Here is a 24,552-nt window from a genome sequence, read left to right as displayed (position 1 = left end):
CATTTACCCTACAAACTGCTGTCTCACAGGAGCGTGAAGAGAATCGCCTACCGCATATGACAATGAGAGCGAGGAGATACCGTCGTGCTAGAAGAATACCGTAAGCACGTAGCTGAGCGTGCCGCCTTAGGGATTGTGCCAAAACCGTTAGACGCAACCCAAATGGCCGCACTTGTCGAGCTGCTGAAGACCCCGCCTGTGGGCGAAGAAGAATTCCTGTTAGACCTGTTGATCAACCGCGTTCCCCCTGGCGTAGATGAAGCCGCTTATGTCAAAGCAGGTTTTCTTGCTGCCGTCGCAAAAGGCGACACAACGTCCCCGCTAGTGACACCAGAGAAAGCTATTGAGCTGCTGGGCACCATGCAGGGCGGTTACAACATTCATCCGCTGATTGACGCGCTGGACGATGCGAAACTGGCGCCGATTGCCGCCAAAGCGCTCTCTTCAACGCTGCTGATGTTCGATAACTTCTACGATGTGGAAGAAAAGGCCAAAGCGGGCAACGAATATGCGGAGCAGGTCATGCAGTCCTGGGCCGATGCCGAATGGTTCCTGAACCGTCCGGCTCTGGCTGAAAAGATCACCGTTACCGTCTTTAAAGTGACCGGCGAAACCAACACCGATGACCTCTCTCCGGCGCCGGACGCGTGGTCCCGCCCGGATATCCCGCTGCACGCGCTGGCGATGCTGAAAAACGCCCGCGAAGGTATCGAACCGGATCAGCCGGGCGTGGTAGGCCCGATCAAACAGATCGAAGAATTGCAGAAAAAAGGCTACCCGCTGGCTTATGTGGGTGACGTGGTCGGTACCGGCTCTTCGCGTAAATCCGCCACCAACTCCGTGCTGTGGTTCATGGGCGATGATATCCCTCATGTACCGAACAAGCGCGGCGGCGGTCTGTGCCTCGGCGGCAAAATTGCACCGATCTTCTTCAACACCATGGAAGATGCGGGCGCGCTGCCAATCGAAGTTGACGTGTCGAACATGAACATGGGTGACGTGATTGACGTTTACCCGTTCAAAGGCGAAGTGCGCAACCACGAAACCGGCGAGCTGCTGGCCAGCTTTGAACTGAAAACCGACGTGCTGATCGACGAAGTGCGCGCCGGTGGCCGTATCCCGCTGATCATCGGTCGCGGCCTGACCACCAAAGCGCGTGAAGCGCTGGGTCTGCCGCACTCAGACGTCTTCCGTCAGGCGAAAGACGTGGCGGAAAGCAGCCGTGGTTTCTCGCTGGCGCAGAAAATGGTGGGCCGCGCCTGTGGCGTGAAAGGAATTCGTCCGGGCGCGTACTGCGAACCGAAGATGACCTCCGTAGGCTCTCAGGATACTACCGGTCCGATGACCCGTGACGAACTGAAAGACCTGGCGTGCCTGGGCTTCTCTGCTGACCTGGTAATGCAGTCCTTCTGTCACACCGCCGCCTATCCTAAGCCGGTTGACGTGACCACGCACCACACGCTGCCGGACTTCATCATGAACCGTGGCGGCGTGTCCCTGCGTCCGGGCGATGGCGTTATCCACTCCTGGCTGAACCGCATGCTGCTGCCGGATACCGTCGGTACCGGTGGTGACTCCCATACCCGTTTCCCGATTGGTATTTCCTTCCCGGCGGGCTCTGGTCTGGTGGCGTTCGCCGCGGCGACCGGCGTGATGCCGCTGGATATGCCGGAATCCGTTCTGGTACGTTTCAAAGGCAAAATGCAGCCGGGTATCACCCTGCGCGATCTGGTCCACGCCATTCCGCTGTATGCGATCAAACAGGGCCTGCTGACCGTTGAGAAGAAAGGCAAGAAAAACATCTTCTCCGGCCGCATCCTGGAAATCGAAGGCCTGCCGGATCTGAAAGTGGAGCAGGCGTTCGAACTGACCGATGCCTCCGCTGAACGTTCCGCTGCCGGTTGTACCATCAAGCTGAACAAAGAGCCGATCGTTGAATATCTGAACTCTAACATCGTGCTGCTTAAGTGGATGATCGCCGAAGGTTACGGCGATCGCCGTACGCTGGAGCGTCGTGTACAGGGGATGGAAAAATGGCTGGCGGATCCGCAACTGCTGGAAGCTGATGCTGACGCAGAATACGCGGCGGTGATCGACATCGATCTGGCGGATATCAAAGAGCCGATCCTGTGCGCGCCGAACGATCCGGACGATGCGCGTCTGCTGTCTGACGTGCAGGGCGAGAAGATCGACGAAGTGTTTATCGGTTCCTGCATGACCAATATTGGCCACTTCCGCGCCGCTGGTAAGCTGCTGGATGCGCACAAAGGCCAGCTGCCGACGCGCCTGTGGGTGGCACCGCCAACCCGTATGGACGCCGCACAGCTGACTGAAGAAGGCTACTACAGCGTGTTTGGTAAGAGCGGGGCGCGTATTGAGATCCCGGGCTGTTCACTGTGCATGGGTAACCAGGCGCGCGTGGCGGACAACTCAACCGTGGTGTCGACCTCTACCCGTAACTTCCCGAACCGTTTAGGGACCGGGGCGAACGTCTACCTGGCGTCTGCGGAGCTGGCGGCGGTCGCGGCACTGATTGGCAAACTGCCGACACCGGACGAGTATCAGACCTATGTGGCGCAGGTGGATAAAACCGCTGTCGACACCTACCGCTATCTGAACTTCGACCAGTTGACTCAGTACACCGAGAAAGCCGACGGCGTGATTTTCCAGACCGCAGTGTAATGCGCTAACGCGTTTTGTGTAAAAACGCATCAATGCCCGGAGAAGTCCGCTTCTCCGGGCATTTTTATTTCTATTCCTTATACCCGATACGCTTTTTTTCTGCTGCGCTGCTGCGATAATTACAGCAAGGCGCAATGCGGTATTGGCGCATTGCCGGGAGCAGAGGAAGACATTATGGATTACGAATTTCTGCGCGATATTACCGGAGTGGTAAAAGTGCGTATGTCCATGGGCCACGAAGTGGTGGGGCACTGGTTTAACGAAGAAGTGAAAGAGAACCTGGCCTTACTTGATGAAGTGGAACAGGCGGCGTGTGCGGTGAAGGGCAGTGAGCGCTCCTGGCAGCGGGTAGGGCATGAGTATACGCTCTGGCTGGACGGTGAAGAGGTGATGGTGCGTGCCAATCAGCTTGAGTTTACAGGCGACGAAATGGAAGAAGGAATGAACTATTACGACGAAGAGAGCTTTTCGCTCTGTGGCGTAGAGGACTTTCTTCAGGTCGTGGCGGCATATCGTGAATTTGTGCAACAGCGTTAATTCATGCGGAGCCTGTAGGCTCCGCAAAACTATCTATTTAACGTAAGCCAACAGGCTCAGGGAGTCCCGCGCCAGCGCTTTGCATTTCTTTGCCGTAGGGATGCCGATACCGCTGAGATCGCGATAGCTGTCTTCGCCTAGTGCTTTCATATTGAAGGTATCGTAATTACTCAGGTCCCACTGGTTTTGCTGGGCAAAAAAGACCAGTGCGCGACGGATCTGCCCATTCGGCAAATTCTGGTATCCACAGTCATTTTTCAGAAAGACAAAAACTGCCGTTAAATCGGCCATATCTTCGGCTTCGGACTCGCTAAGCGCGTAGCTGTTTGCGCATACGGCCATCAGGCTGCCGAACAAAATTGTTCTGAAAAACGTCTTCATTGCTTCTACCACTGCATCACGGAATTTAAACGTTAGCACACTGCGAGCGAAGCGACGACCTTTATTATCAGCGGTTCACTTGACCTTCCAGTAAGGGGAGGGCTTATGCTTAAAGGATAGCCTGCTTAAGCTGCTGAATATAAGGAAGTGATTATGCAACGTCGTGACTTTTTAAAGTACTCCGTGGCGCTGGGTGTCGCGTCAGCGTTACCTCTCTGGAGCCGTAGTGTCTTTGCCGCCGAGCGTCCTGCGTTACCCATTCCCGATCTGTTAACGTCGGATGCCGCCGATCGCATACAGCTGATTGTTCAAGCGGGACAGTCGACCTTTGCCGGTAAAACCGCCACGACCTGGGGATATAACGGTAATTTGCTTGGGCCAGCGATAAAGCTGCAGAAAGGTAAAGCGGTCACCGTTGATATTCATAATCAGCTGGCCGAAGAGACGACATTGCACTGGCACGGGCTGGAAATACCAGGGGACGTTGACGGCGGACCGCAGGGCATTATCCCGGTGGGCGGTAAACGTTCTGTGACCTTCACACCGGATCAACGGGCAGCGACCTGCTGGTTTCATCCACATCAGCACGGCAAAACCGGTCGTCAGGTGGCGATGGGGTTGGCCGGGCTGGTGCTGATTGAAGATGAAGACATCCGCAAGCTGATGCTGCCGAAGCAGTGGGGAATTGATGATGTCCCGGTGATTATTCAGGACAAACAGTTCTCCGCAGACGGACAAATTAATTATCAGCTGGATATGATGACCGCCGCCGTCGGTTGGTTTGGCGATACGCTGCTGACCAATGGGGCAATGTATCCGCAGCATGCCGCACCGCGTGGTTGGCTGCGTCTGCGCTTGCTAAATGGCTGCAACGCCCGCTCGCTAAATATCGCCGCCAGCGACGGTCGTCCGCTGTACGTCATTGCCAGCGACGGCGGGCTGTTGGCGGAGCCGGTGAAAATCACCGAACTTCCCATGCTGATGGGCGAACGTTTTGAAGTGCTGGTGGATATCAGCGACGGCAACGCCTTTGATCTGGTCACTCTGCCTGTGAGCCAGATGGGCATGGCGATTGCGCCCTTTGATAAGCCGCATCCGGTGATGCGCATTCAGCCGTTGCGTATTACCGCCTCCGGTATGTTGCCGGACACGCTGACCACCATGCCAGCCTTGCCTTCACTGGAGGGGCTGACGGTGCGCAGGCTGCAACTGTCAATGGACCCGATGCTCGACATGATGGGCATGCAAATGCTGATGAAGAAATACGGCGCTCAGGCTATGACGGGTATGGATCATGGGAAGATGATGGGCCATATGAATAATGGCGAGATGGGCCACGGTAATATGAATCATGGCAATATGAACCACGGTGAGATGGGGAATATGCAGCATGGCGATATGGGCAACATGAAGCATGGATCATTCGATTTCCATAATGCTAACCGGATTAATGGTCTGGCGTTTGATATGAATAAACCGATGTTTGCTGCGACGAAAGGCCAGCATGAACGCTGGGTCATTTCCGGTCAGGGCGACATGATGCTGCATCCGTTCCACATTCACGGCACCCAGTTCCGCATTCTGTCTGAGAATGGCAAAGCGCCTGCCGCGCACCGCGCGGGATGGAAGGACACGGTGCGGGTAGAAGGCGGCGTGAGCGAGGTGCTAGTGAAGTTTGACCACGATGCACCGAAAGAGCATGCCTATATGGCGCACTGCCATCTGTTAGAGCATGAAGATACCGGCATGATGCTCGGTTTTACCGTTTAACCACTTTATTGCCGGATGAAATTGTCATCCGGCGCTTAACTTACCGACAATCCTGCTAACTATCAGAGGAACACGGCTTCTTTACTGGTATACTTCATCCACTGAATTGTTTGTATGCTGTCGCGAGTGTTGTGGTTAGCGCGAGCTTTCGATTTGCATGATGTGTTAACTGATAAAAGTCAGTGAGTTATATAGTTTATGAAACATACTGTAGAAGTCATGATCCCGGAAGCGGAGATCAAAGCGCGTATTGCTGAGCTGGGACGTCAAATTAACGAACGTTACAAGGACAGCGGCAGCGACATGGTGCTGGTTGGTCTGTTACGCGGCTCATTTATGTTTATGGCAGATCTGTGCCGCGAAGTGCATGTCCCCCACGAAGTCGATTTCATGACCGCCTCCAGTTACGGCAGCGGCATGTCTACCACGCGTGATGTTAAAATCCTCAAAGATCTGGATGAAGACATTCGTGGCAAAGATGTACTGATTGTCGAAGACATCATCGACTCCGGCAACACGCTGTCAAAAGTGCGCGAAATCCTCAGCCTGCGCGAGCCGAAATCTCTGGCGATTTGCACGCTGCTGGACAAACCAACGCGTCGTGAAGTGGATGTTCCGGTCGAGTTTATCGGATTCTCTATTCCAGATGAGTTTGTTGTCGGCTACGGCATTGACTATGCCCAGCGTTATCGTCATCTGCCGTATGTTGGCAAAGTGGTACTGTTGGACGAGTAATTGCAGGGGCGCCTGATGGCGCTTCGCCTGTTCGGTCTGCACGTTTCTAACCCGCAGACCGAATATACTGTTTAAGCGTCGCTTCCGCTGATCGGCATTTGCTTGTGATTAGTATGTTTCTGGCTGAGGTTAGACAAGCCCTGACGATAGCGCTGCTCCAGCGTTTCGCGGCTAGTGGCGGTAACGTCCAGATCGCGCAGCAGGCCATCATGAATACCGTAGGCCCATCCGTGAATCGTGACTTTCTGACCGCGCTTCCAGGCTGAGCGCATGATTGTTGAGTGACCCAGGTTATAGACCTGCTCCATCACATTGAGTTCGCACAGCGTATCCATACGGCGCTCCGGCGGCATCTCACCCAGCAGAGAACTGTGTTTAAACCAGATATCACGGATATGCAGCAACCAGTTATCGATCAGCCCCAGTTCCGTATTTTCAATGGCAGCCTGTACGCCACCGCATCCGTAGTGCCCACAAATAATAATGTGTTCCACTTCCAGCACATCAACCGCATACTGAACCACTGAGAGGCAGTTCAGATCGGTATGAATAACCAGATTGGCGACATTACGGTGAACAAATAATTCGCCCGGTTCAAGACCGGTTAAACGTTCGGCGGGAACGCGGCTATCGGAGCATCCAATCCATAGAAAGCGCGGATTCTGCGTGTGCGTCAGTGTTTCAAAAAATCCGGGATCCTCTTCTACCAGCATCTTTGACCATAGTGCATTGTTGCTGATGAGTGTATCTATGTCTTTCATGGAGGCTGTAACCAAGTGAATTGCGTTGCGCTAATATAGGGTAACTCCTGATTTATTAAAACCAAATATCAAATATTAGAATGTAAGGTAAGCGGAAATTTATGACCATTGCTCTGGAACTTCAGCAACTTAAAAAAACCTATCCCGGCGGCGTTCAGGCGCTACGCGGCATAGATTTGCAAGTCGAAGCGGGTGATTTTTATGCGCTCCTGGGCCCTAACGGCGCAGGTAAGTCCACCACCATCGGCATTATTAGTTCTCTGGTGAATAAATCCTCCGGGCGGGTTAGCGTCTTTGGATACGATCTTGAAAAAGATACGGTTAACGCTAAACGCCAGCTTGGGTTAGTGCCGCAGGAGTTTAACTTTAACCCGTTTGAAACCGTGCAGCAGATCGTGGTGAACCAGGCGGGGTATTACGGCGTTGAGCATAAAGAGGCGGTAAAACGCAGTGAAATTTATTTAAAACAGCTCGATCTGTGGGAAAAACGTAACGAACGCGCCCGTATGCTGTCCGGTGGCATGAAGCGCCGCTTGATGATTGCCCGCGCCTTGATGCATGAGCCTAAGCTGCTGATCCTCGATGAACCGACGGCGGGCGTGGATATTGAACTGCGTCGTTCAATGTGGGGCTTTTTAAAGGATTTAAACGATAAAGGCACCACCATTATTCTGACCACCCACTACCTGGAAGAGGCGGAAATGCTGTGCCGTAATATCGGCATCATTCAACACGGTGAGCTGGTGGAAAATACGTCGATGAAAAATCTGCTCTCCAAACTGAAATCCGAGACTTTTATTCTCGACCTGGCGGCGAAAAGCCCGCTGCCAAAACTGGAGGGCTATCAGTACCGTCTGGTTGATACCTCCACGCTGGAAGTTGAAGTGTTGCGTGAACAGGGAGTGAACAGCGTGTTTTCTCAGTTGAGCGCACAGGGGATTCAGGTATTGAGTATGCGCAACAAGGCGAACCGACTGGAGGAGCTGTTTGTTTCTCTGGTGCATGAAAAACAAGGAGATCGCACATGATGCAGCTTTACTGGGTGGCGCTGAAAAGCATCTGGGCGAAAGAGATCCACCGTTTTATGCGGATCTGGATCCAAACGCTGGTTCCTCCCGTCATCACCATGACGCTCTATTTTATTATCTTCGGTAATTTGATTGGCTCACGTATCGGTGAAATGCACGGTTTTAGCTACATGCAGTTTATCGTGCCGGGGCTGATTATGATGGCGGTGATCACTAACTCGTACGCCAACGTGGCATCGTCATTCTTCAGCGCCAAGTTTCAACGCAACATTGAAGAACTGCTGGTTGCACCGGTTCCCACGCACGTTATTATTACCGGCTTTGTCGGTGGTGGCGTTGCGCGCGGGCTGTGCGTAGGCATTCTGGTGACCGCCATCTCCCTGTTCTTCGTTCCTTTTCAGGTGCACTCATGGGTCTTTGTGGCACTCACGCTGGTGCTGACATCGGTTCTGTTCTCGCTGGCCGGGTTGTTGAATGCCGTTTTTGCCAAAACCTTTGATGATATCAGCCTGATCCCGACCTTTGTGCTGACGCCGCTGACCTACCTGGGTGGCGTTTTCTACTCGTTAACGCTGCTGCCGCCGTTCTGGCAGGGACTGTCGCATCTGAACCCGATTGTCTACATGATCAGCGGCTTCCGCTACGGCTTCCTCGGCATTCATGATGTGCCGCTGGTTACGACGTTTGGCGTGCTGGTGGTGTTTATTGCCGCATTTTATTTACTCTGCTGGTATTTGATCCAGCGCGGACGCGGATTACGCAGCTAATTATTTCTTCCTCTTTCAGGCCGGGAGAGGAAGACTTTTGATGCTTATCACCCTTACGGATTTATCACACTGATAAACTACTTGCCTGCTAAGGAGGTAGGCAATGTTAGGTTGGGTAATTACCTGTCATGACGATAAGGCACAGGATATGCTGCATCGTCTGGAAAAAAAACATGGCCCTTTGGTCCAGTGTCAGGCGGTGAGTTTTTGGCGTGGGCTAAGCGCGAACATGCTAAGTCGCATGATGTGCCATGCCCTGCATGCCACAGACTCAGGCGAGGGCGTGATCTTCCTGACGGATATGGCCGGGGCCGCGCCTTACCGCGTGGCGTCGTTAATGAGCCATAAACATCCCCAGTGTGAAGTGATTTCCGGTATCAGCTATCCATTACTTGAGCGAATGATTTCGTCGCGAGAATCGATGAGCAGTTCTGCGTTTCGCGATTGTATCGTCGCGCTTGGTGGGCCTGAAGTATCGAGTCTCTGGCATCAGCAACAAAAAAATCCCCCCTTCGTGTTGAAGCATGATTTGTATGAATATTAATCATTGGTATTGATGGTGCTTTTGCTACAATAGCCGAGGTTTCTCGCCTCGGTTATCTCATATGGTTATGCGCGTTCTGCTTATTTTATTGCTCCTGTTTTCTGGCTGCGTCGCTGCGGCTTTGCCTGCTCGTTATATGCAAACCACCGAAGCCGCCGCCGTATGGGCGCAGATTGGCAATAAAATGGTGACGGTAGGGAATATTCGCGCGGGCCAGATCCTCTCGGTGCTCCCCGGTGGCGAAGATTATTATGCGTTTACCTTTGGCTTCGGTAAGGGATTTATCGATAAAGGGCATCTGGATCGTGTGCAGGGACGGCAGAAAGTTGAGGATGGACTGGGCGATCTCAATAAGCCGCTGAGCAATCAGAATCTGGTGACCTGGAAAGATACACCTGTCTACAACGCCCCTGATGCCGGGAGCGCGCCGTTTGGCGTGCTGGCGGAGAATCTGCGCTACCCCATAATTAACAAGCTGAAAGACAGGCTAAACCAGACGTGGTTTCAAATCCGCATTGGCGACCGACTGGCTTATATCAGCGCCTTAGATGCGCAGACTGATAACGGTATCCCGGTGCTGACTTACCACCACATTCTGCGTGATGAAGAAAACACCCGTTTTCGTCATACCTCGACCACCACTTCCGTGCGCGCCTTCAGCAACCAGATGACCTGGCTGCGCGATATGGGCTACACCACGCTGACGATGTACCAGTTAGAAGACTACGTGCGTAGCCGCGCTAATCTGCCCGCGCGCGCGGTGGTGATCACTTTTGACGATGGCCTGAAGTCGGTCAGTCGCTACGCGTATCCGGTGCTGAAACAATACGGCATGAAAGCGACGGCGTTTATTATCTCCTCGCGCATCAAGCGCCACCCGCAGAAATGGGATCCGAAATCGCTGCAGTTTATGAGCCTCTCTGAACTGAACGAGATCCGGGACGTGTTCGACTTCCAGTCGCATACCCATTTTTTACATCGGGTTGATGCGAAGCGCCGGCCGATCCTACTGAGTCGCAGCTATCACAATATTTTATTCGATTTCGCCCGTTCGCGCCGGGCATTGTCCCAGTTTAATCCTCACGTTCTGTATCTTTCGTATCCCTTTGGCGGTTATAACGCCACGGCGGTAAAAGCAGCAGGCGACGCGGGATTCCACATGGCGGTCACCACGGTGAGAGGGAAGGTTAAGCCGGGAGATAATCCGTTCTTATTGAAAAGGCTTTATATTTTAAGGACGGATTCGCTGGAGACGATGTCGCGGCTGATAGTCAATCAGCCGCAGGGGTAAGGGGCGTCAGGCAATCTGTACCGGAATGGCTTTCGCGGTGCGTTTCATCTCATTGTCGCCTTCAAAGTAGGCCACTTTCGGACGCCAGGTGCGGGCTTCTTCATCGGACATGGTGACGAAGCTGGCGATAATCACAATGTCGCCAACCTCTGCACAATGCGCTGCCGCACCGTTCACCGAGATGATTCTGGAGCCGCGTTCAGCCGCAATCGCGTAGGTTGAGAAACGTTTTCCGTTGGTCACGTTCCAGATATCAATAGCTTCGTTTTCCAGAATACCGGAGGCATCCAGAAAATCCTGGTCAATGGCGCAGGAGCCTTCATAGTGCAGGTCCGCCTGCGTGACTTTTACACGGTGGAGCTTGCCTTGCAGCATGGTGCGAATCATAACTTCTATACCCTGTCGTTTACCTTGGCTAAGCAGGTGCTACTGACCTGCTTTGAGAATTTTCAGGCAGTATTGCCTGATTTTTAACCCCTGTCTACTGGGCTAATGTAACGCTTTGATTATCGATCAGACGAGCCTGACCCAGCCAGGCGGCAACCAGAATCACTGCGCGTTTACTGCTTTCAGTCAGTTCAAGCAGCGTGTCGGCGTCGCGGATCTGAATGTCGTCGGCGCGGAAGCCTTTTTCATTCAACTCGTGCTCAGCAATGGCGATAATCTCTTCCAGATCGCGTTCCCCTGCCTGTAATTTTTCGCTGATATGGCTCATCACTTTGTGCAAACCAGGGGCGACTTTACGCTGCTCTGCCGTGAGATAGCCGTTACGCGAACTTAGGGCTAAGCCGTCTTTGGCGCGAATAATCGGTACGCCGACGATCTCAATGTCATAACCCATATCTGCCACCATTTTGCGGATCAGCGCCAGTTGCTGGAAATCCTTCTCTCCAAAGCAGGCGATATCTGGCTGGATCAGGTTAAACAGCTTACTGACGATAGTGGAAACGCCACGGAAGTGACCCGGACGGCTGGCGCCTTCCAGCATGGTAGACAGTCCCGGAACATCAACATAGGTATGACCTTCCGTGCCTTGCGGATAGATTTCTTTCTCTGATGGAGCAAAGACAATATCGACTTTACGCTTGTTCAGTTTTTCGCAATCTTCCTGCAGCGTGCGCGGATAGCGCGCCAGGTCTTCCACTCGGTCAAACTGCATCGGGTTAACAAAAATACTGACGATCACCACATCAGCCTGAGCTTTTGCTTCATCAACCAATTTCATATGACCGTCGTGCAAGTTACCCATGGTAGGGACCAGAGCGACGCGTTTACCTTCCTGGCGCAGACGACGAATGTGCTGGCGCAGTAGCGGCAGAGTTTCAATAATTAACACAACAAGACTCCTTAAATACGATGCCTGATGGCACTTCGTTTATCAGGCCTACGCGTGACGTTGTAGGCCGGATAAGCAAAGCGTCGCCATCCGGCGTAATGGCGTGCTGGCAGATAAATTAATGGAAACTGTGTTCTTCACCCGGATAGACGCCGGATTCAACCTCAGCAATATACTGCCGTACTGCGGCGCGTATGTCGCCCGCTTCAGCGAGGAAATTCCTGGCAAATTTAGGAATATGACCGCCGGTAATGCCGAAAGCGTCGTGCATCACCAGAATCTGACCGTCGGTGACATTGCCCGCACCGATACCAATCACCGGAATTGACAGTGCTTCAGTCACGCGTTTCGCCAGCTCAATGGGTACACATTCGAGTACCAGTAGCTGTGCGCCTGCGGCTTCCAGCGCCAACGCATCTTCCAGCAGAACGTCGCCGGCATTGCCGCGGCCCTGAATTTTATAGCCACCAAATACGTTCACCGACTGCGGGGTTAACCCCAGATGACCGCAAACCGGCACGGCACGTTCGGTGAGCATTTTCACCGTATCAACCAGCCACGCACCGCCTTCGATCTTGACCATGTTGGCGCCCGCACGCATAACCACCGCGGCGTTTGCAAACGCCTGTTCCGGCGTGGCGTACGCCATAAACGGCAGGTCGGACAGCAGCAGGCAGTTCGGTGCACCGCGACGCACCGCGCGGGTGTGGTAGGCGATGTCTTCGACGGTGACTGGCAGGGTGGAATCGTGTCCTTGAATCGTCATGCCCAGCGAGTCGCCGACCAGCATTACGTTAATGCCTTCGTCGGCAAACAGTTTGGCAAAACTGTAGTCGTAGGCGGTAATCGTTGCGAAGCGCTTTTTCTCTTGCTTGCATTTTTGCAGCAGTGAAATCGTGGTCGGTTTCATCATAACCCCTGTTGGTCATAAATTGTATGAATGCAATTCGCGCATTGTAGGGGAAGAGAGAAGGGAACGTTAGCCCTTTGTGGGCAAATCCCGGCGATACGCCCGTCGGGAATGGCTCAGGGAATGACACCGATATTCTCAGCCGATCGGCATATCCTGTGGCGGAAAACAGGGTTGCCGTCAGCCTTGATTGTGATTTAAGCGCCCCGGCGGGGGGCGCCGCAGAAGGTTTTGTCAGGGGTAGTCCATGGTAAAGATAGCGTTGGCTTTAAATTTCCCGGAACCAATGTGTTGATTGCTGTCGCGCTTAAGCGTGGCAAGGAAATTCAGCGTATGGGTTTGTACCTTGCCGTTTTCACTGGTGCCGTAGATGTTGTCATCGCCTGAGGTGTTGCGCTGATCGTTATATACCGAGGTGCTCTCGTTAGGAATCATCAGCATTTCCGCATTGTAATTATTGGCGGCGCCGCGAATTTCCAGCCCGACACCGGTGGCATGGTTGAGGGTGAGAATATTACCGAGCTGGGTTTTGTCGGTTGCCGTAGTGGTGGTGGTGAGCGTGACGTTTATATTGCGTAGTCCCTTACACCCCGCCAGTTTGATAGAAAAAGGTACGGGGGGGGCGCCGTCAATAATTTGCTTCGGGCTGTAGCTGCCCAGATTAACTGTGGTACCGCTGACACTATTACCGCTGGCAACTGGTAGAGTGGAACAGGTGGGGGCGGCGACAGTGACGGCGCTGATATCGAAAGTCACATTCTGATAGTAACTGTCAATTCCTGCTCCTGGGTTTTCATTCCCGATACGCAAATGATAGCCTCCCTCCTTAAGCAGGTCGATTTTCGAACTGCTGGGGGTATAAGTTTGATCGGTATAGAACGTAATTGCTGAGTAAAAACTTAGCCCGCCCAGACCGTTATAACCGTATCCATCTGTCGTTGCGCTAGAACAGGTATGTCCTGGATCGTGTATCGAAATGACGTCATGAAGTGTCCCGTCTTTAATCGTAACGGCGGGCGCAGTGATGTCAAGCGCATATGCGTTGAATGAACGTAATTTCAGAGAAAAGTAAAGCCCGGTAATATTGGTTTTAAATATGTCTACCCCAGCGTAAGAACCCGCTGAGACAAGCCCAGACTCGATGGATAAAGTATTACTTGATGTTGCCCCTAGTTCGGTACAATAAAGTAGGTTGCTACTTTTTGATGAGCCGTGATTGCCATTCCAGTTTATAGTGACATTGGCGGGTGAGAGGGTGTTAGTTTGACTAAAATATACTGTCCGGCCACTGGGATAGATGAGTGTATTCGAGCCATCTGCTGTTGGTCCTCCTTTTTTTACAACATTTCCTAAGACAAAAGTCTGTGTTGCTGCCTGCACTACCATAGATGAGAAGCTCAGTAATGCAATGACGGATAATGCTAATTTCATTAATCTAATGCGATATAGGTATGGCATGACACTCTTTCTGTCCATTGGTCATTTCCTTTTTAAAATTTCAAACTCTTTTATTCGTAATAAACCGATACCAACACGCTGGACTTTACCGCGCCGCTGACGATGGACTGCCCGGATTGAATTTTCTGCATCCGGGCGTAAAAAGTGTAGCGGCTGTCGGCGTAGTCGGCGGCGGTCACGTCGTAGCGGCTGCGTGGTGTACCGTCGGTATTTATCACGTTGAAAACGTTGTTGGCGTCGTTAACCGAGAAAATCACCACCCCGACGTTTTTCGCGCCGTCGACGGCGTCGTTGGCGAAGATTTGCGCCGAGCCCACGGCAAAGCTGCCGGATAGCGGCGAAAAATGCACGGTCAGTTTCGACGGTTCCCTGCCGCTGACCGGCATACACTCCTTTATGTGTATATAGAAGGAGCTGCCGCCCTGGTAAAAGTCTTCGGCAGTGATATCTCTGGCGAAGTAGTCGAGCCCCTGGGTACCCAAATCGACCAGACCATTATTGTCGACGGAGATCTGGCAACTGGTATTAACAATATTGGCCTTGATTTCGACATCGGTATCGGCCTGACTCAGGGGAGCCAGAAGCCCTAAGCCGAGTACCGCTATGCCGTATAATAATTTGCTCATCGCAATTTACTCATAGCTAATGGTGAACAGGCCCTGAGAGGAAAAGGCGCCGGTGTGTAAATCTGCGATCGTGTTGCCGGAGGCCAGCACGATGCGGGTGCTGAGCGGCCAGACAAGGGTGGTGTCATCGCTCATCGGCGCCAGGTCGATCAGTTGTTGTACGGGGCTGGCACAGCTCAGTTGCCTGCTGCCGCTGCTTTCCGGCTCGGACGTGGTCCAGATTTCAGCCGAGACGCCAGCGGCGTCATCGCTACCGTTGAGAGCGTTGCGAAACCCGTTACCGCCGCCGGAGATACCATCGCAGCCGGTTTTGGCCGTCAGGGTGACGGTCGCCTGTTTTTTAGCCAACCCAATACAATCGCTGAACACTAACGAGAAGGCGCGCGATTTGCTCTTATTGACGATCTGCGGAATGTAGACGTCGCCAATATCTACGACCGCATTGGCCGTGCCGCTGTCGTCACGCAGAGTCGCCAGGCACGTTGATGGCGTAATGGTGGTGGAAACCGTCAGCTCCAGCGAGTTGACGCCCGCCCGGACAGACACCGTGGTCAGGAACACCGCCAGCGCGGTACACAGCGGTAACAGATATCGCATCAATGCAGCCTCTCTGCTATTCATAGGTAAACGTAAAGGTCGCTTTGGCCTGAAAATCGCCCGGCGTTGGTTCTTTTGAAGAACTGGCGCGACGGAAAAAGGCGTCCAAATCCATACCATCTGCAATTTGGCTTTGGCTCCAGTTGGTTTTTGTTGTGCCATCAAGTTTCAGGCGACTGCCGTCGTCCGTACCGTGTGGTTTAAACCCCAGCGCGACGTTTTCGGCGTTGCCGCTGGTTAGCGTGTTTTGCAGCATGTAGGCGGTATTCGACAGCGTGGTGCCCTGAATGGACATCCTGATTGAGGAAATTTCATTGTTACACTCCGTGGGCAGAATCTTGAAGCTGCCCTCGGTGCTGGCGGTTACGTTAAGTAGCTCGGCGATACCGATATTCGGAATGGTGAGCGCATATTGTGTTCCGCTGCCGCTGACCGCAGTATTATTCAGACTGCTGACTTTCATCACGCAGGTGGTCTCTTCAATCACGGCGGTGAAATCCAGGCTTAACCCCTGTGAGGCGGCAAAGCCCGGTGGTGTCAGTAGCGCAGCAGAGAGCGTCAGCCAGTGGACTACGCGGTGTATTGTCATTCTTTATCCTCGTAATCTATTGCATTTGGCACGGCACGGCGCCTAACACGATGGTTTTGTCCATTTTCTTTTCGTTGCCTGTTGTCACCTGATAGTGCAAACGGCAGCGTTGGGTCTGGCCCTTCATGCTCCAGCGAACGTCAAGCTCGCCACTGTCACTAATACCGCGCACGAAAGCCTGACTACCCTGGCCTACGGTACCCAGCAAATTATTATTCAGGTCATACACTTCTGCGGTGAACGGCACCGGCTGGCGATCGCTACGGACCAGATTGAGAATGGCGGATCTACCCTGATCGGTTTCGAATTTGCTCACCACAACCGCGCCGCGACGCGGGATCACGGTGGCGCTGGTGCTTTTCATCTCAACGTCGTTATCCAGTTCGTTGATATCAAGTGAGATAATATTTTCCCGGTACGGCGTTAGCGAATTGCCAATACCATAGCCAAAGCGGTCAACGGTGCTGTTGCCGTAGTCAATACGTGCGCCCTGCGCGCCGGGGGCGTCGATCAATACCAGCGTGTCGCTGTCGCCAAAGCTCTGGTTACTGAAGGTTAAGCCGCCGCTGTGCAGCACAAAGCCGCCGTCGGTATTTAAGGAATACTGGCGCGAGCTGTCGTTGCTGGCCGACGCCGAGGCGGCGATATTGCCGTAGCTGGAATCGTAGCTGACGTAAGAGCTAAGGGTTGAGAGGTTTTTGCCCTCTTTTTCCATGTTGTACGCGGTGCTCACGCTATAGTTCCAGCGGTTATCGGCGCTGTAGCCGCTGGCGCTAGTGTTGAACTGGTTGCTGCCTTTGAAATCGCTGCTGATGCTGCTGTTCAGGGTGCGGAAGCCGCCGCTGTCGTGGTCGTTGCCCAGCAGTTTATCCAGCGGAACTGTGACGCTGAGGTAGACCGAGTCATCGCGTTTGTTATCTTCATCGTAGGTGCGCTGCAGGTTGATACTGTAGCTGGCCCAGCCGATGCTATTGCTGTAACCGGCGGAGAAGCTGCTACGCGAATCATTGGTGACCCAGTAATCGGCCCAACTGCCGGTGAGGTAAAGCGACCCGTAGTTGATATCCTCGTCCTTCAGGCTCTGGTTGAGACTGATGGTGAACTGGTTTTTCATCCGCGAGTAGTTGTTCATGCCGTGAGCGTTATCGCTGGTGCTGTACCTGGCATCGTCAATAATGCTCAGCGCGTCGCTGAGGCCCAAATACTCTTTGGTGGAGTAGCGATAGGCCGCGATGTTCAGCGAGGTGTCGGTAGGCGCGAAGAATTTATTCCACGACACACGGTAGCTCTGGCCACTGTAGGTTTTATCGTCAGGGATCTCGGCCTGTGATTGCGTCACGTCAAACGAAATGGCGCCGACGAGGGTATTCATGCCCACGCCCAGCAGCCCGGCTAAATAGCCATTGTCGGTGGCCTGAATGCCGCTAAAGCCAGTAAAGGTGCTGTTAAAGCCGTAGTAAAATGTCCCCTGCGCGAGGCCGGGTTCGTCATGCAGGCTGTCGTCGTTGACCTGGCCGACGCTGATATCCCAACTGCCGACACCGGGGTGCATCATTTGCACCAGCGACGAGAAGGCCTGGCTAAAGGTATGCTTCGAGCCATCGGCTTCGGTAACGGTGACTTCCAGGTCGGCGCCGTAGCCGGACGGTGAAAGATCGTCAATCGAAAACGGTCCCGGCGGCACCGTGGTTTCGTAGATTTTGTAGCCGTTTTGCGTGATGGTCACCTTCGCGTTGCTTTTGGCGACGCCGCGGATCGTTGGCGCATAGCTGGCGAGCTGCGGCGGCAGCATCTGTGATTCACTGTACAGACGCATGCCGCGCAGGCTGACGGTATCGAAGCTGTCGCCGCTGGTGCTGGATTCACCGAGTATCAGTTGAGAGCGCAGCGCGGCGATATCCCGCTGAACGTAGCGGTTCTGATATTCAATCTCGCTGCTGCCGTCTTTCTGCCACGAGTAGTTACCCTGCGCGCGGAAATGCCACGCGCCAAGGTTAACACCGCCGTTAAAACCGGCATACACGCTATCATCGTTGCCGTAGTCGTTCTGGCTTTTCCAGGCGCTGAGGTTGTAAGACAGCATGGCGGCCGGAACGCCATCGTCCCACAACGAGGGATCAACATAGTTGGCGAAGCCTTTTTGCACCCATATTTGCGGTACGCCCACGTCCAGTCGTTGGTCGCCGCCGTCGAAGTGGACGGAAGATTGAGGGATCGCCAGCGTGAGGTTAAGACAGCTGTCCGCATTATCTTCCCGCTGGAGCAGTATCGCGTTTTCAGGAAGGTCTTCGGGCATACGGATATGTAATTGACTTAATATTTTTGGCGTAATACAGGCCTGCGTTATTCCTTTTTGGACTTCAATAAATTCAACCTTCAGCGTGGTGACCAGGTCGTTATTAACGTAAGCGCTAGCGTCGTAGCGGCCTGGTGAAATCACATTACCGTTGGAATAGCGATTGAGGTCGACGTCACTGGAGCCTGGCCCCATCAAAAACGAGCTGTCAAACTCTAGCGTTTCATTTTCAGCCCACGCAGAAATACTGCCTGACAAGAGGGTAAAAGCAATAAAACGGGTCAGGGATTTGATCCTGAATGGTGTTGACGACTGTTTCATGGGGGCATCCGAAAATATTGATGTAAATGTGTTAAATATCCACCTTGCCGTTAATGGCACCGCCAAAGTCGCTAATAGCAATATAATTAATGCTGGTTTTGGCTGGGGTACCGGTTAACCCAGAAATAGTGAAATCAGATTCGCCTTTTGGTGCGACCATGGAAGCGGAAACGGTATATTTTCGCCCGCCGACGACGGCCTCAACTTTGTTAAATGAAACGAAATAACCGGTAGGGTTAATAACATGGATGACCGGTTTCCCCGCTTTTTGCTGCATCCGCCACTGTAGTTTCTGTGGCGCTTCTGTGGCTGTGCCTTCCAGACCTTCGGGGCGATAAAACATTTTTATGCGCGTGCGGAACGCCAGCTGGAGAATATTTTTCTCTTTAACGTCTTCATCTTTCATTTTCGGTGGGACTTCCAGCACGTTAAACCAGTAAATGCTTTCGCGATCTTTAGGTAACGAGCGGCTGCCGGTGTAGGTAAATTTGACCGTCTGCCCACGGCCCGGTTCGATGCGGGAAACCGGCGGCGTGGCGTTAAAAGGCACATTGATGGTGCTCGGGTCGGCATTCTGGTCGCCATCGTCCAGCCAGCTTTGTACCAGCGCGGGGCGGGAACCTTTATTTTCCAGACGAATAGAGACGTCCTTTTGCGCCTCTTTATAGATGATACGGGTGCCAGAAAGGACAATATCGGCCATCGCAGGTTGAATAGCTGAAAATGCGGCGAGGGTTGACAGGGCAACTAAAAGAGAACGACGCATCCTGGTCATTGTTATTCCTCCATGGAGATTATTTGGGGGGAGCGTTGTTGAACAATGCTCCCCCATAAAGCCTTAGCTATTAGTTATAGGTCAGGGTGTACGCTGTATTAGATTTCACGTAGCCTGCGGTCACTGGCACTGCGCCGGACTGTTTGACATAGGAAACAACGAAGTTGAATTTGGCAATACCGTCAGTGCCAAAAGACGATTCATGGATATCAGCAGGATCATTCACTTTCACCTGCTTATACGCCAGTGTGTCAGAGGAAGCATCGACCGCGTGGATAGCAAGGTTAACGCCGGTAGCCGGGTTACTGATGGAGTCGTCGTTATTCAGCGTGCCGTTGCTGTTACTGAAGAACGTAGAAGCCATGCTGAGTTGAGCCTTCTGATTGAGGTTACCTGCGCCACAGTCTACGGTAATATAGAATGACTCTGGCTGTACGCCAGCGCTGTTCGGTTGAACGCCCCCATCGGCACTCACTTCTGCTATTTTGGCCGTGTTCAACTGAACCTGACCGTCCTGGCTGCCGCCGTTAACGTGCGGTACACAGGTGTTATCGCTGACCAGACCGGCGAAATCTACCTGGCCGCCGTCAATGGCAAACGCTGAGGTAGATGCTGCAGACAGAACGAGAGAAAGCGCAATTAACTTTAATTTCATATTGAAATATCCTTGTTAAAAAAATAAACATTAGTTCTAGCAATAGCGATTATATGGAATATCCTTAAGATGTGAAAATAGCGCACATTGATATTTCAATTCATTGCATTCATAAATTAAATGTTATGGTTTTTCCAGTTATTGCTGTCTGCTGTCTGCTGTCAGCGCATATAGACTTACAAAAATGATGCTTTTCTGGTATGGAATCTTTTCTTTTGCATAAGATGAACACATTTAATTTGTCATATTTATTGTTTTTGGTTTTTACATTTCTTTTATTAATGCTTTTTGCGTTATATGTTCTTCTTGAGTATTTGTTTCGTCAATTATTATATTTAATAAAATGATATTGAATTAAATCTTAAAGCAAATCGTAACTTGTTATTGAATATCAATTGCATCTCTTTTGTAGTGCAGAGAAAAGGAGTTACTTCACCGAGTAAAATAACTCCCTGAGTACTTTTATTAATTGTATGTAAGGGTATATGCGGTATTCGATTTCACATAGCCTGCCGTCACTGAGACAGCAGGTTGCTTGACGTAGGAGACAACGAAGTTGAATTTCGCTATGCCGTCAGTACCAAATCCCTGCGTGTGAACATCGCTGGCATCATTGATTTTCACCTGCGAGAAGGACTGCGTCTCGCCAGAGTTATCAACTTCGTGGATCGCCAGGTTAACGCCTGTGGCCGGGGTAGTGATGGAGTCGTCGTTATTCAGCGTACCGCTGCTGTTGCTGAAGAAGGTAGAAGACATGCTCAGGTTGGCGTTCGTATTGGTGTTGCCGGAGCCACAGTTCACGGTGATATAGAACGACTCTGGTTGCACGCCGACTGCAGTCGGTTGTACGCCGAGATTCGTAGAAAGATCACTCACCTTTGCAGTATTCAACTGAACCTGTCCGTCCTGGCTTCCACCGTTAACGCTCGGGATGCAGGTATTGTCGCTGACCAGACCGGCAAAATCGATCTGACCGCCATCGATCGCGAAGGCTGAGGAAGAGAGCAGTACGGCTGAGCAGGCGACGGACAGAGCGATAATTTTTTTCTTCACAAAAATATCCTTATAAAGAAGGGCTAATGAAACGTTAGAGTTGTAACAAAGTGTTATTTTAATTCAGGGGCATTAAACCTGATATTCTGTGGGTTTGTAAAATTCACCTGGCAAATAAAAATAATTCATTCATTTTTATTGGTTATTGTATTTTGCTGTTTTATCTCTCCGATAAAAAAATTGTGGGCGTGTTATTGGTTTTGATTATGAATTATCCTTGATGAAGTGGAATAGTATAATGATTTGAGTTTTTCTTTGCGATATATAGGTTGTTTGATGAATGAATTGGTGTGTTCGATTGATCGGAAATAGCGAATGTATTGAACGGTTTTTATGTAATGTATTTTCGATATTGATGAATTTTATTGTTTTAGTTTTTTTAAATATTGAATTTAAAAAATATCATGTGAAATAATTTCAAATTATTTCTATGGTGTGAATTAAAAGGGTCGGATGTGATTTAATATGACTTTAGATATCTTTATTGTGATTTATATTGCCCTCTTTTTCTGCATGATCAAGACAACGCCCATACGGTGAGTCTGGGCTGTGCATTATATTTCTGATTTATTCCTGGATGGGGTGATACTGGGGCGGTTTACCAGAGGGCGGGGCGGGGAGGCAACTGACGCAAGCATTCTGCCAGCGGTTGTCCATCGGGGAAGTGCAGCTCGGGCGCAATCTCAAACAGTGGCCACAGCATAAAGCCGCGGTTTTTCATGTCGTAATGCGGCACGGTCAGACGCTCGGTGTTAATCACTTCATCGCCAAACAGCATAATGTCGAGGTCCAGCGTGCGTGGCCCCCAGCGTTCGGCTTTACGTACACGTCCCTGCTGCAACTCAATACGTTGGGTATGATTGAGCAATTCTTCGGCAGCGAGAGTGGTTTGCAGCGCCACGGCGGCGTTCAGGTAATCGGGCTGATCCTGCGGGCCTAATGGCGGGGTGCGGTAAAACGAGGAAACGGCAACGATACGGCTGTGGGGAATGTCGCCGATCGCTTGCACGGCAGCATTAACCTGCTCCAGAGGTGAGGCTAAATTGCTGCCGAGCGCAATATAAACGAGGGTCACGCGGAACCTTCGCGACGCGGGGCGCGTTTACGCGGGCGACGATGGCGACGGCGTTCCGGTTCTTCGTCGAGTTCGTTCAGCATGCCTTTTTGTTCCGGCGGCGCGGAAACCTGGAATTCACTCCACCACTGCGCCAGACGCTGCAGCTCGGCGTTGTGTTCCACTTCGGCGCGCAGGGCCAGTAGGTCGTAGGCAGCGCGGAATTTTGGATGCTCCATCAGCTTCCAGGCGCGTTTGCCCTGACGACGGGACATGCGTAACTGAAGTTGCCAGATATCGCGGGTCAACGAGGTCAGCCGCTTAGGAATAGCCAGCGAGCGGCAGGCCTCGTCCAGCACGTCGTTCATCGCCAGTGCGAAAGCGTCGTAGTAGGCCAGGCCGCTCTCCTGCGCGATTTTCTGCGCGGCTTCCAGTAGCGGATACCAGAACATGGCGGCGAACAAGAACGCCGGGTTAACGCGCATATCATTGTTGATGCGGTTATCGGTATTCTTCAGCACCTGGGCAATGATGCGTTCCATCGGGCTGTCACCGTCTTCGGTGAAATAGCGCGTGATGGTCGGGAACAGCGGCTGGAACAGGCTGTACTCACGCAGTTTTTTATAGGTTTCAAATCCATAGCCCGCCTGTAACAGTTTAAGCGCTTCTTCAAACAGGCGTGCGGGGGGGATATCGTTAAGCAGCGTGGCCAGACGCGGGATCGGCTCTGCGGTTTCCGGGCTGATACGCATGTCGAGCTTGGCGGCAAAGCGCACGGCACGCAGCATACGTACAGGATCTTCGCGGTAGCGCGTTTCCGGATTACCGATCAGGCGGATGACGCCATCTTCGAGATCCTGCATGCCACCGACGTAATCACGCACGGTGAAATCGGCCACGCTGTAATACAGGCTGTTAATCGTGAAGTCGCGGCGCTGAGCATCTTCTTCGATGGAGCCGAAGATGTTGTCGCGCAGCAGCATACCGTTTTGCCCGCGCTGTGACGTGGTGCGATCGGACTCACTGCCTTCATGGTGTCCACGAAAAGTCGCGACTTCGATAATTTCCGGGCCAAACATGACATGGGCCAGACGGAATCGACGCCCAACCAGGCGACAGTTACGAAACAGTTTTCGCACCTGATCCGGCGTGGCATTGGTGGTGACATCAAAATCTTTCGGCTTTTTGCCCAGCAAAAGATCGCGTACGCCACCGCCTACCAGCCATGCCTCGTATCCGGCCTTATTAAGCCTGTACATTACCTTCAGGGCATTTTCACTGATATCTTTGCGGGAGATAGAGTGCTGCTCACGCGGGATTACCGTCATATGTGGACGGGCGACGGCAAGCTCGGCCTCGCGCTCCTCGCGGCTTAGCACCTTGCGGCAAAAATTAGCGACTCGGGTAAAAATAGTGCACCTCGGTAGTGTCAAACTTCACTAAAGACAAGTGTTGCTGTGTAAAAATCGCGGCTAATCATAGCTCAGCATGAGGCATTTGAGAATGCCGGATTTATGCTTACCTGTTCTGGTACCCTGGTGAGATCCCAGTTAGCCACGGCAAATTGCAGGAGTTGTGCCACTGACATATCCCGCCATTCGTTATTATTGGGCTGCCCCAAAAAGCGTAATGCATCAATCAGAACCGGACGTGGATCGCCATTGGGCAGCGCAGGCGCATGATTCTGCTTGGAAAGTTTAGCGCCTTGTTCATTAAGCGCCAGCGGCAGATGAACATAGTCAGGCGCTTGCCAGCCGAACTGTTGATACAACGAAATTTGCCGTACCGTCGGTTCGATAAGATCGGCACCGCGCACAATTTCCGTTACGCCCTGAAAATGGTCGTCCACCACTACTGCGAGATTATAGGCAAACAGCCCGTCACGGCGGTGGATGATAAAATCTTCCCTTGCGAGATGCGGGTCAGCCTGAATCACACCGCGCAGTTGGTCGGTGAATTGCAGTACCGGATGGCGCTGTTTAATGCGTACCGCCGCCTGCGCTGGCCCATGACGTAACTCACGGCAGTGGCCATCGTAAATACCGCCGACGCTTTGAATTCGCGCCCGGGTGCAGGTGCAGTAATAGCTCAGATCCTGCTGATGCAGCCAGGCAAGCGCCTCGCGGTAAGCGTCATGACGTTGGGATTGCCATAAAATATCGCCGTCCCAGTGCAGTCCGTAATGTTCCAGCTGACGCAGAATTGTGTCTGCAGCACCGGGAACTTCACGAGGGGGGTCAATATCTTCAATGCGTACGCGCCAGATTCCGTGACGAGCACGGGCCTGCAGGTAACTCCCGAGGGCGGCAATCAGTGAACCGAAATGTAGCTCGCCAGAGGGGGAAGGGGCGAAGCGGCCAATATAGTGTGAATCACTCATTTTGCG

24 protein-coding genes are annotated in these 24,552 nt (G+C 52.4%); 8 read left to right on the top strand and 16 right to left on the bottom strand.

The window, feature by feature from the left end; genetic code table 11:
• Positions 1–84: 84 nt before the first annotated feature.
• Together acnB and yacL are read left to right on the top strand one after the other, a co-directional pair.
• Positions 85–2,682, top strand: a complete 2,598-nt coding sequence (acnB, locus tag JQ822_RS17280) for a bifunctional aconitate hydratase 2/2-methylisocitrate dehydratase (RefSeq protein WP_213134489.1) — start codon at positions 85–87, stop codon at positions 2,680–2,682.
• Positions 2,683–2,856: 174 nt separating this feature from the next.
• Positions 2,857–3,219, top strand: a complete 363-nt coding sequence (yacL, locus tag JQ822_RS17275) for a protein YacL (RefSeq protein WP_213134488.1) — start codon at positions 2,857–2,859, stop codon at positions 3,217–3,219.
• A gap of 33 nt (positions 3,220–3,252) precedes the next feature.
• Here yacL and JQ822_RS17270 read toward each other — a convergent pair whose 3' ends face one another.
• Positions 3,253–3,600, bottom strand: coding sequence for a YacC family pilotin-like protein (locus tag JQ822_RS17270; RefSeq protein ID WP_213134487.1), 348 nt, complete (start codon positions 3,598–3,600; stop codon positions 3,253–3,255).
• Between the two features lie 153 nt (positions 3,601–3,753).
• Here JQ822_RS17270 and cueO point away from each other — a divergent pair, with 153 nt between their 5' ends.
• Together cueO and hpt are read left to right on the top strand one after the other, a co-directional pair.
• Positions 3,754–5,370, top strand: coding sequence for a multicopper oxidase CueO (gene cueO / locus JQ822_RS17265; RefSeq protein WP_213134486.1), 1,617 nt, complete (start codon positions 3,754–3,756; stop codon positions 5,368–5,370).
• Positions 5,371–5,568: 198 nt separating this feature from the next.
• Positions 5,569–6,105, top strand: coding sequence for a hypoxanthine phosphoribosyltransferase (hpt, locus tag JQ822_RS17260; RefSeq protein ID WP_213134485.1), 537 nt, complete (start codon positions 5,569–5,571; stop codon positions 6,103–6,105).
• 71 nt (positions 6,106–6,176) lie between these two features.
• Here hpt and can read toward each other — a convergent pair whose 3' ends face one another.
• Positions 6,177–6,866, bottom strand: coding sequence for a carbonate dehydratase (can, locus tag JQ822_RS17255; protein ID WP_213134484.1), 690 nt, complete (start codon positions 6,864–6,866; stop codon positions 6,177–6,179).
• Between the two features lie 101 nt (positions 6,867–6,967).
• Between can and JQ822_RS17250 the strand changes: the two genes are divergently transcribed.
• The 4 genes from JQ822_RS17250 (at position 6,968) to JQ822_RS17235 (ending at position 10,496) form a co-directional block, all read left to right on the top strand.
• Positions 6,968–7,894, top strand: a complete 927-nt coding sequence (locus JQ822_RS17250) for an ABC transporter ATP-binding protein (RefSeq protein WP_213134483.1) — start codon at positions 6,968–6,970, stop codon at positions 7,892–7,894.
• Positions 7,891–8,661, top strand: a complete 771-nt coding sequence (locus JQ822_RS17245; RefSeq protein WP_196207679.1) for an ABC transporter permease — start codon at positions 7,891–7,893, stop codon at positions 8,659–8,661. Before JQ822_RS17250 ends, JQ822_RS17245 begins: the two co-directional genes overlap by 4 nt.
• A gap of 103 nt (positions 8,662–8,764) precedes the next feature.
• Positions 8,765–9,205, top strand: a complete 441-nt coding sequence (locus JQ822_RS17240; RefSeq protein ID WP_213134482.1) for a PTS sugar transporter subunit IIA — start codon at positions 8,765–8,767, stop codon at positions 9,203–9,205.
• Between the two features lie 61 nt (positions 9,206–9,266).
• Positions 9,267–10,496 carry a polysaccharide deacetylase family protein gene (locus JQ822_RS17235; protein ID WP_213134481.1) on the top strand — a complete coding sequence of 410 codons (1,230 nt, stop codon included), beginning with the start codon at positions 9,267–9,269 and terminating at the stop codon, positions 10,494–10,496.
• Positions 10,497–10,502: 6 nt separating this feature from the next.
• Here JQ822_RS17235 and panD read toward each other — a convergent pair whose 3' ends face one another.
• From panD to gluQRS, 14 genes are all read right to left on the bottom strand, one after another.
• Positions 10,503–10,883, bottom strand: a complete 381-nt coding sequence (panD, locus tag JQ822_RS17230) for an aspartate 1-decarboxylase (RefSeq protein WP_213134480.1) — start codon at positions 10,881–10,883, stop codon at positions 10,503–10,505.
• Between the two features lie 94 nt (positions 10,884–10,977).
• Positions 10,978–11,832, bottom strand: a complete 855-nt coding sequence (panC, locus tag JQ822_RS17225) for a pantoate--beta-alanine ligase (protein ID WP_213134479.1) — start codon at positions 11,830–11,832, stop codon at positions 10,978–10,980.
• Positions 11,833–11,950: 118 nt separating this feature from the next.
• Positions 11,951–12,742 carry a 3-methyl-2-oxobutanoate hydroxymethyltransferase gene (gene panB, locus JQ822_RS17220; protein WP_213134675.1) on the bottom strand — a complete coding sequence of 264 codons (792 nt, stop codon included), beginning with the start codon at positions 12,740–12,742 and terminating at the stop codon, positions 11,951–11,953.
• A gap of 234 nt (positions 12,743–12,976) precedes the next feature.
• Entirely contained in the window at positions 12,977–14,218 is a 1,242-nt protein-coding gene (locus JQ822_RS17215; protein WP_213134478.1) for a fimbrial protein, read from the bottom strand.
• Positions 14,219–14,250: 32 nt separating this feature from the next.
• The gene (locus tag JQ822_RS17210) at positions 14,251–14,826 is read right to left on the bottom strand and encodes a fimbrial-like protein (protein WP_213134477.1); all 576 of its coding nucleotides are present in this window, start codon (positions 14,824–14,826) and stop codon (positions 14,251–14,253) included.
• 6 nt (positions 14,827–14,832) lie between these two features.
• Entirely contained in the window at positions 14,833–15,423 is a 591-nt protein-coding gene (locus JQ822_RS17205) for a fimbrial protein (RefSeq protein ID WP_244848988.1), read from the bottom strand.
• Positions 15,424–15,439: 16 nt separating this feature from the next.
• A complete protein-coding gene (locus tag JQ822_RS17200) occupies positions 15,440–16,012 on the bottom strand; it encodes a fimbrial protein (protein ID WP_213134475.1) in 573 nt (190 codons plus the stop codon).
• 16 nt (positions 16,013–16,028) lie between these two features.
• Positions 16,029–18,629, bottom strand: coding sequence for an outer membrane usher protein (locus tag JQ822_RS17195; RefSeq protein WP_213134474.1), 2,601 nt, complete (start codon positions 18,627–18,629; stop codon positions 16,029–16,031).
• Between the two features lie 31 nt (positions 18,630–18,660).
• Positions 18,661–19,395 (bottom strand): fimbrial chaperone, encoded by a 735-nt coding sequence (locus tag JQ822_RS17190; RefSeq protein WP_446715016.1) that lies wholly within the window; start codon positions 19,393–19,395, stop codon positions 18,661–18,663.
• Between the two features lie 79 nt (positions 19,396–19,474).
• Positions 19,475–20,059 (bottom strand): fimbrial protein, encoded by a 585-nt coding sequence (locus tag JQ822_RS17185; protein WP_213134472.1) that lies wholly within the window; start codon positions 20,057–20,059, stop codon positions 19,475–19,477.
• 465 nt (positions 20,060–20,524) lie between these two features.
• Positions 20,525–21,112 carry a fimbrial protein gene (locus JQ822_RS17180; RefSeq protein WP_213134471.1) on the bottom strand — a complete coding sequence of 196 codons (588 nt, stop codon included), beginning with the start codon at positions 21,110–21,112 and terminating at the stop codon, positions 20,525–20,527.
• Positions 21,113–21,710: 598 nt separating this feature from the next.
• Positions 21,711–22,187 (bottom strand): 2-amino-4-hydroxy-6-hydroxymethyldihydropteridine diphosphokinase, encoded by a 477-nt coding sequence (gene folK, locus JQ822_RS17175; protein WP_213134470.1) that lies wholly within the window; start codon positions 22,185–22,187, stop codon positions 21,711–21,713.
• Positions 22,184–23,578 carry a polynucleotide adenylyltransferase PcnB gene (gene pcnB / locus JQ822_RS17170; RefSeq protein ID WP_213134674.1) on the bottom strand — a complete coding sequence of 465 codons (1,395 nt, stop codon included), beginning with the start codon at positions 23,576–23,578 and terminating at the stop codon, positions 22,184–22,186. Before pcnB ends, folK begins: the two co-directional genes overlap by 4 nt.
• A gap of 71 nt (positions 23,579–23,649) precedes the next feature.
• Entirely contained in the window at positions 23,650–24,546 is an 897-nt protein-coding gene (gluQRS, locus tag JQ822_RS17165) for a tRNA glutamyl-Q(34) synthetase GluQRS (RefSeq protein ID WP_213134469.1), read from the bottom strand.
• Positions 24,547–24,552 lie beyond the last annotated feature (6 nt).

Source organism: Citrobacter sp. FP75, from assembly GCF_018342065.1.
Classification (GTDB): Bacteria; Pseudomonadota; Gammaproteobacteria; order Enterobacterales; family Enterobacteriaceae; genus Citrobacter.
This window is presented reverse-complemented; position numbering and strand designations above follow the sequence as displayed.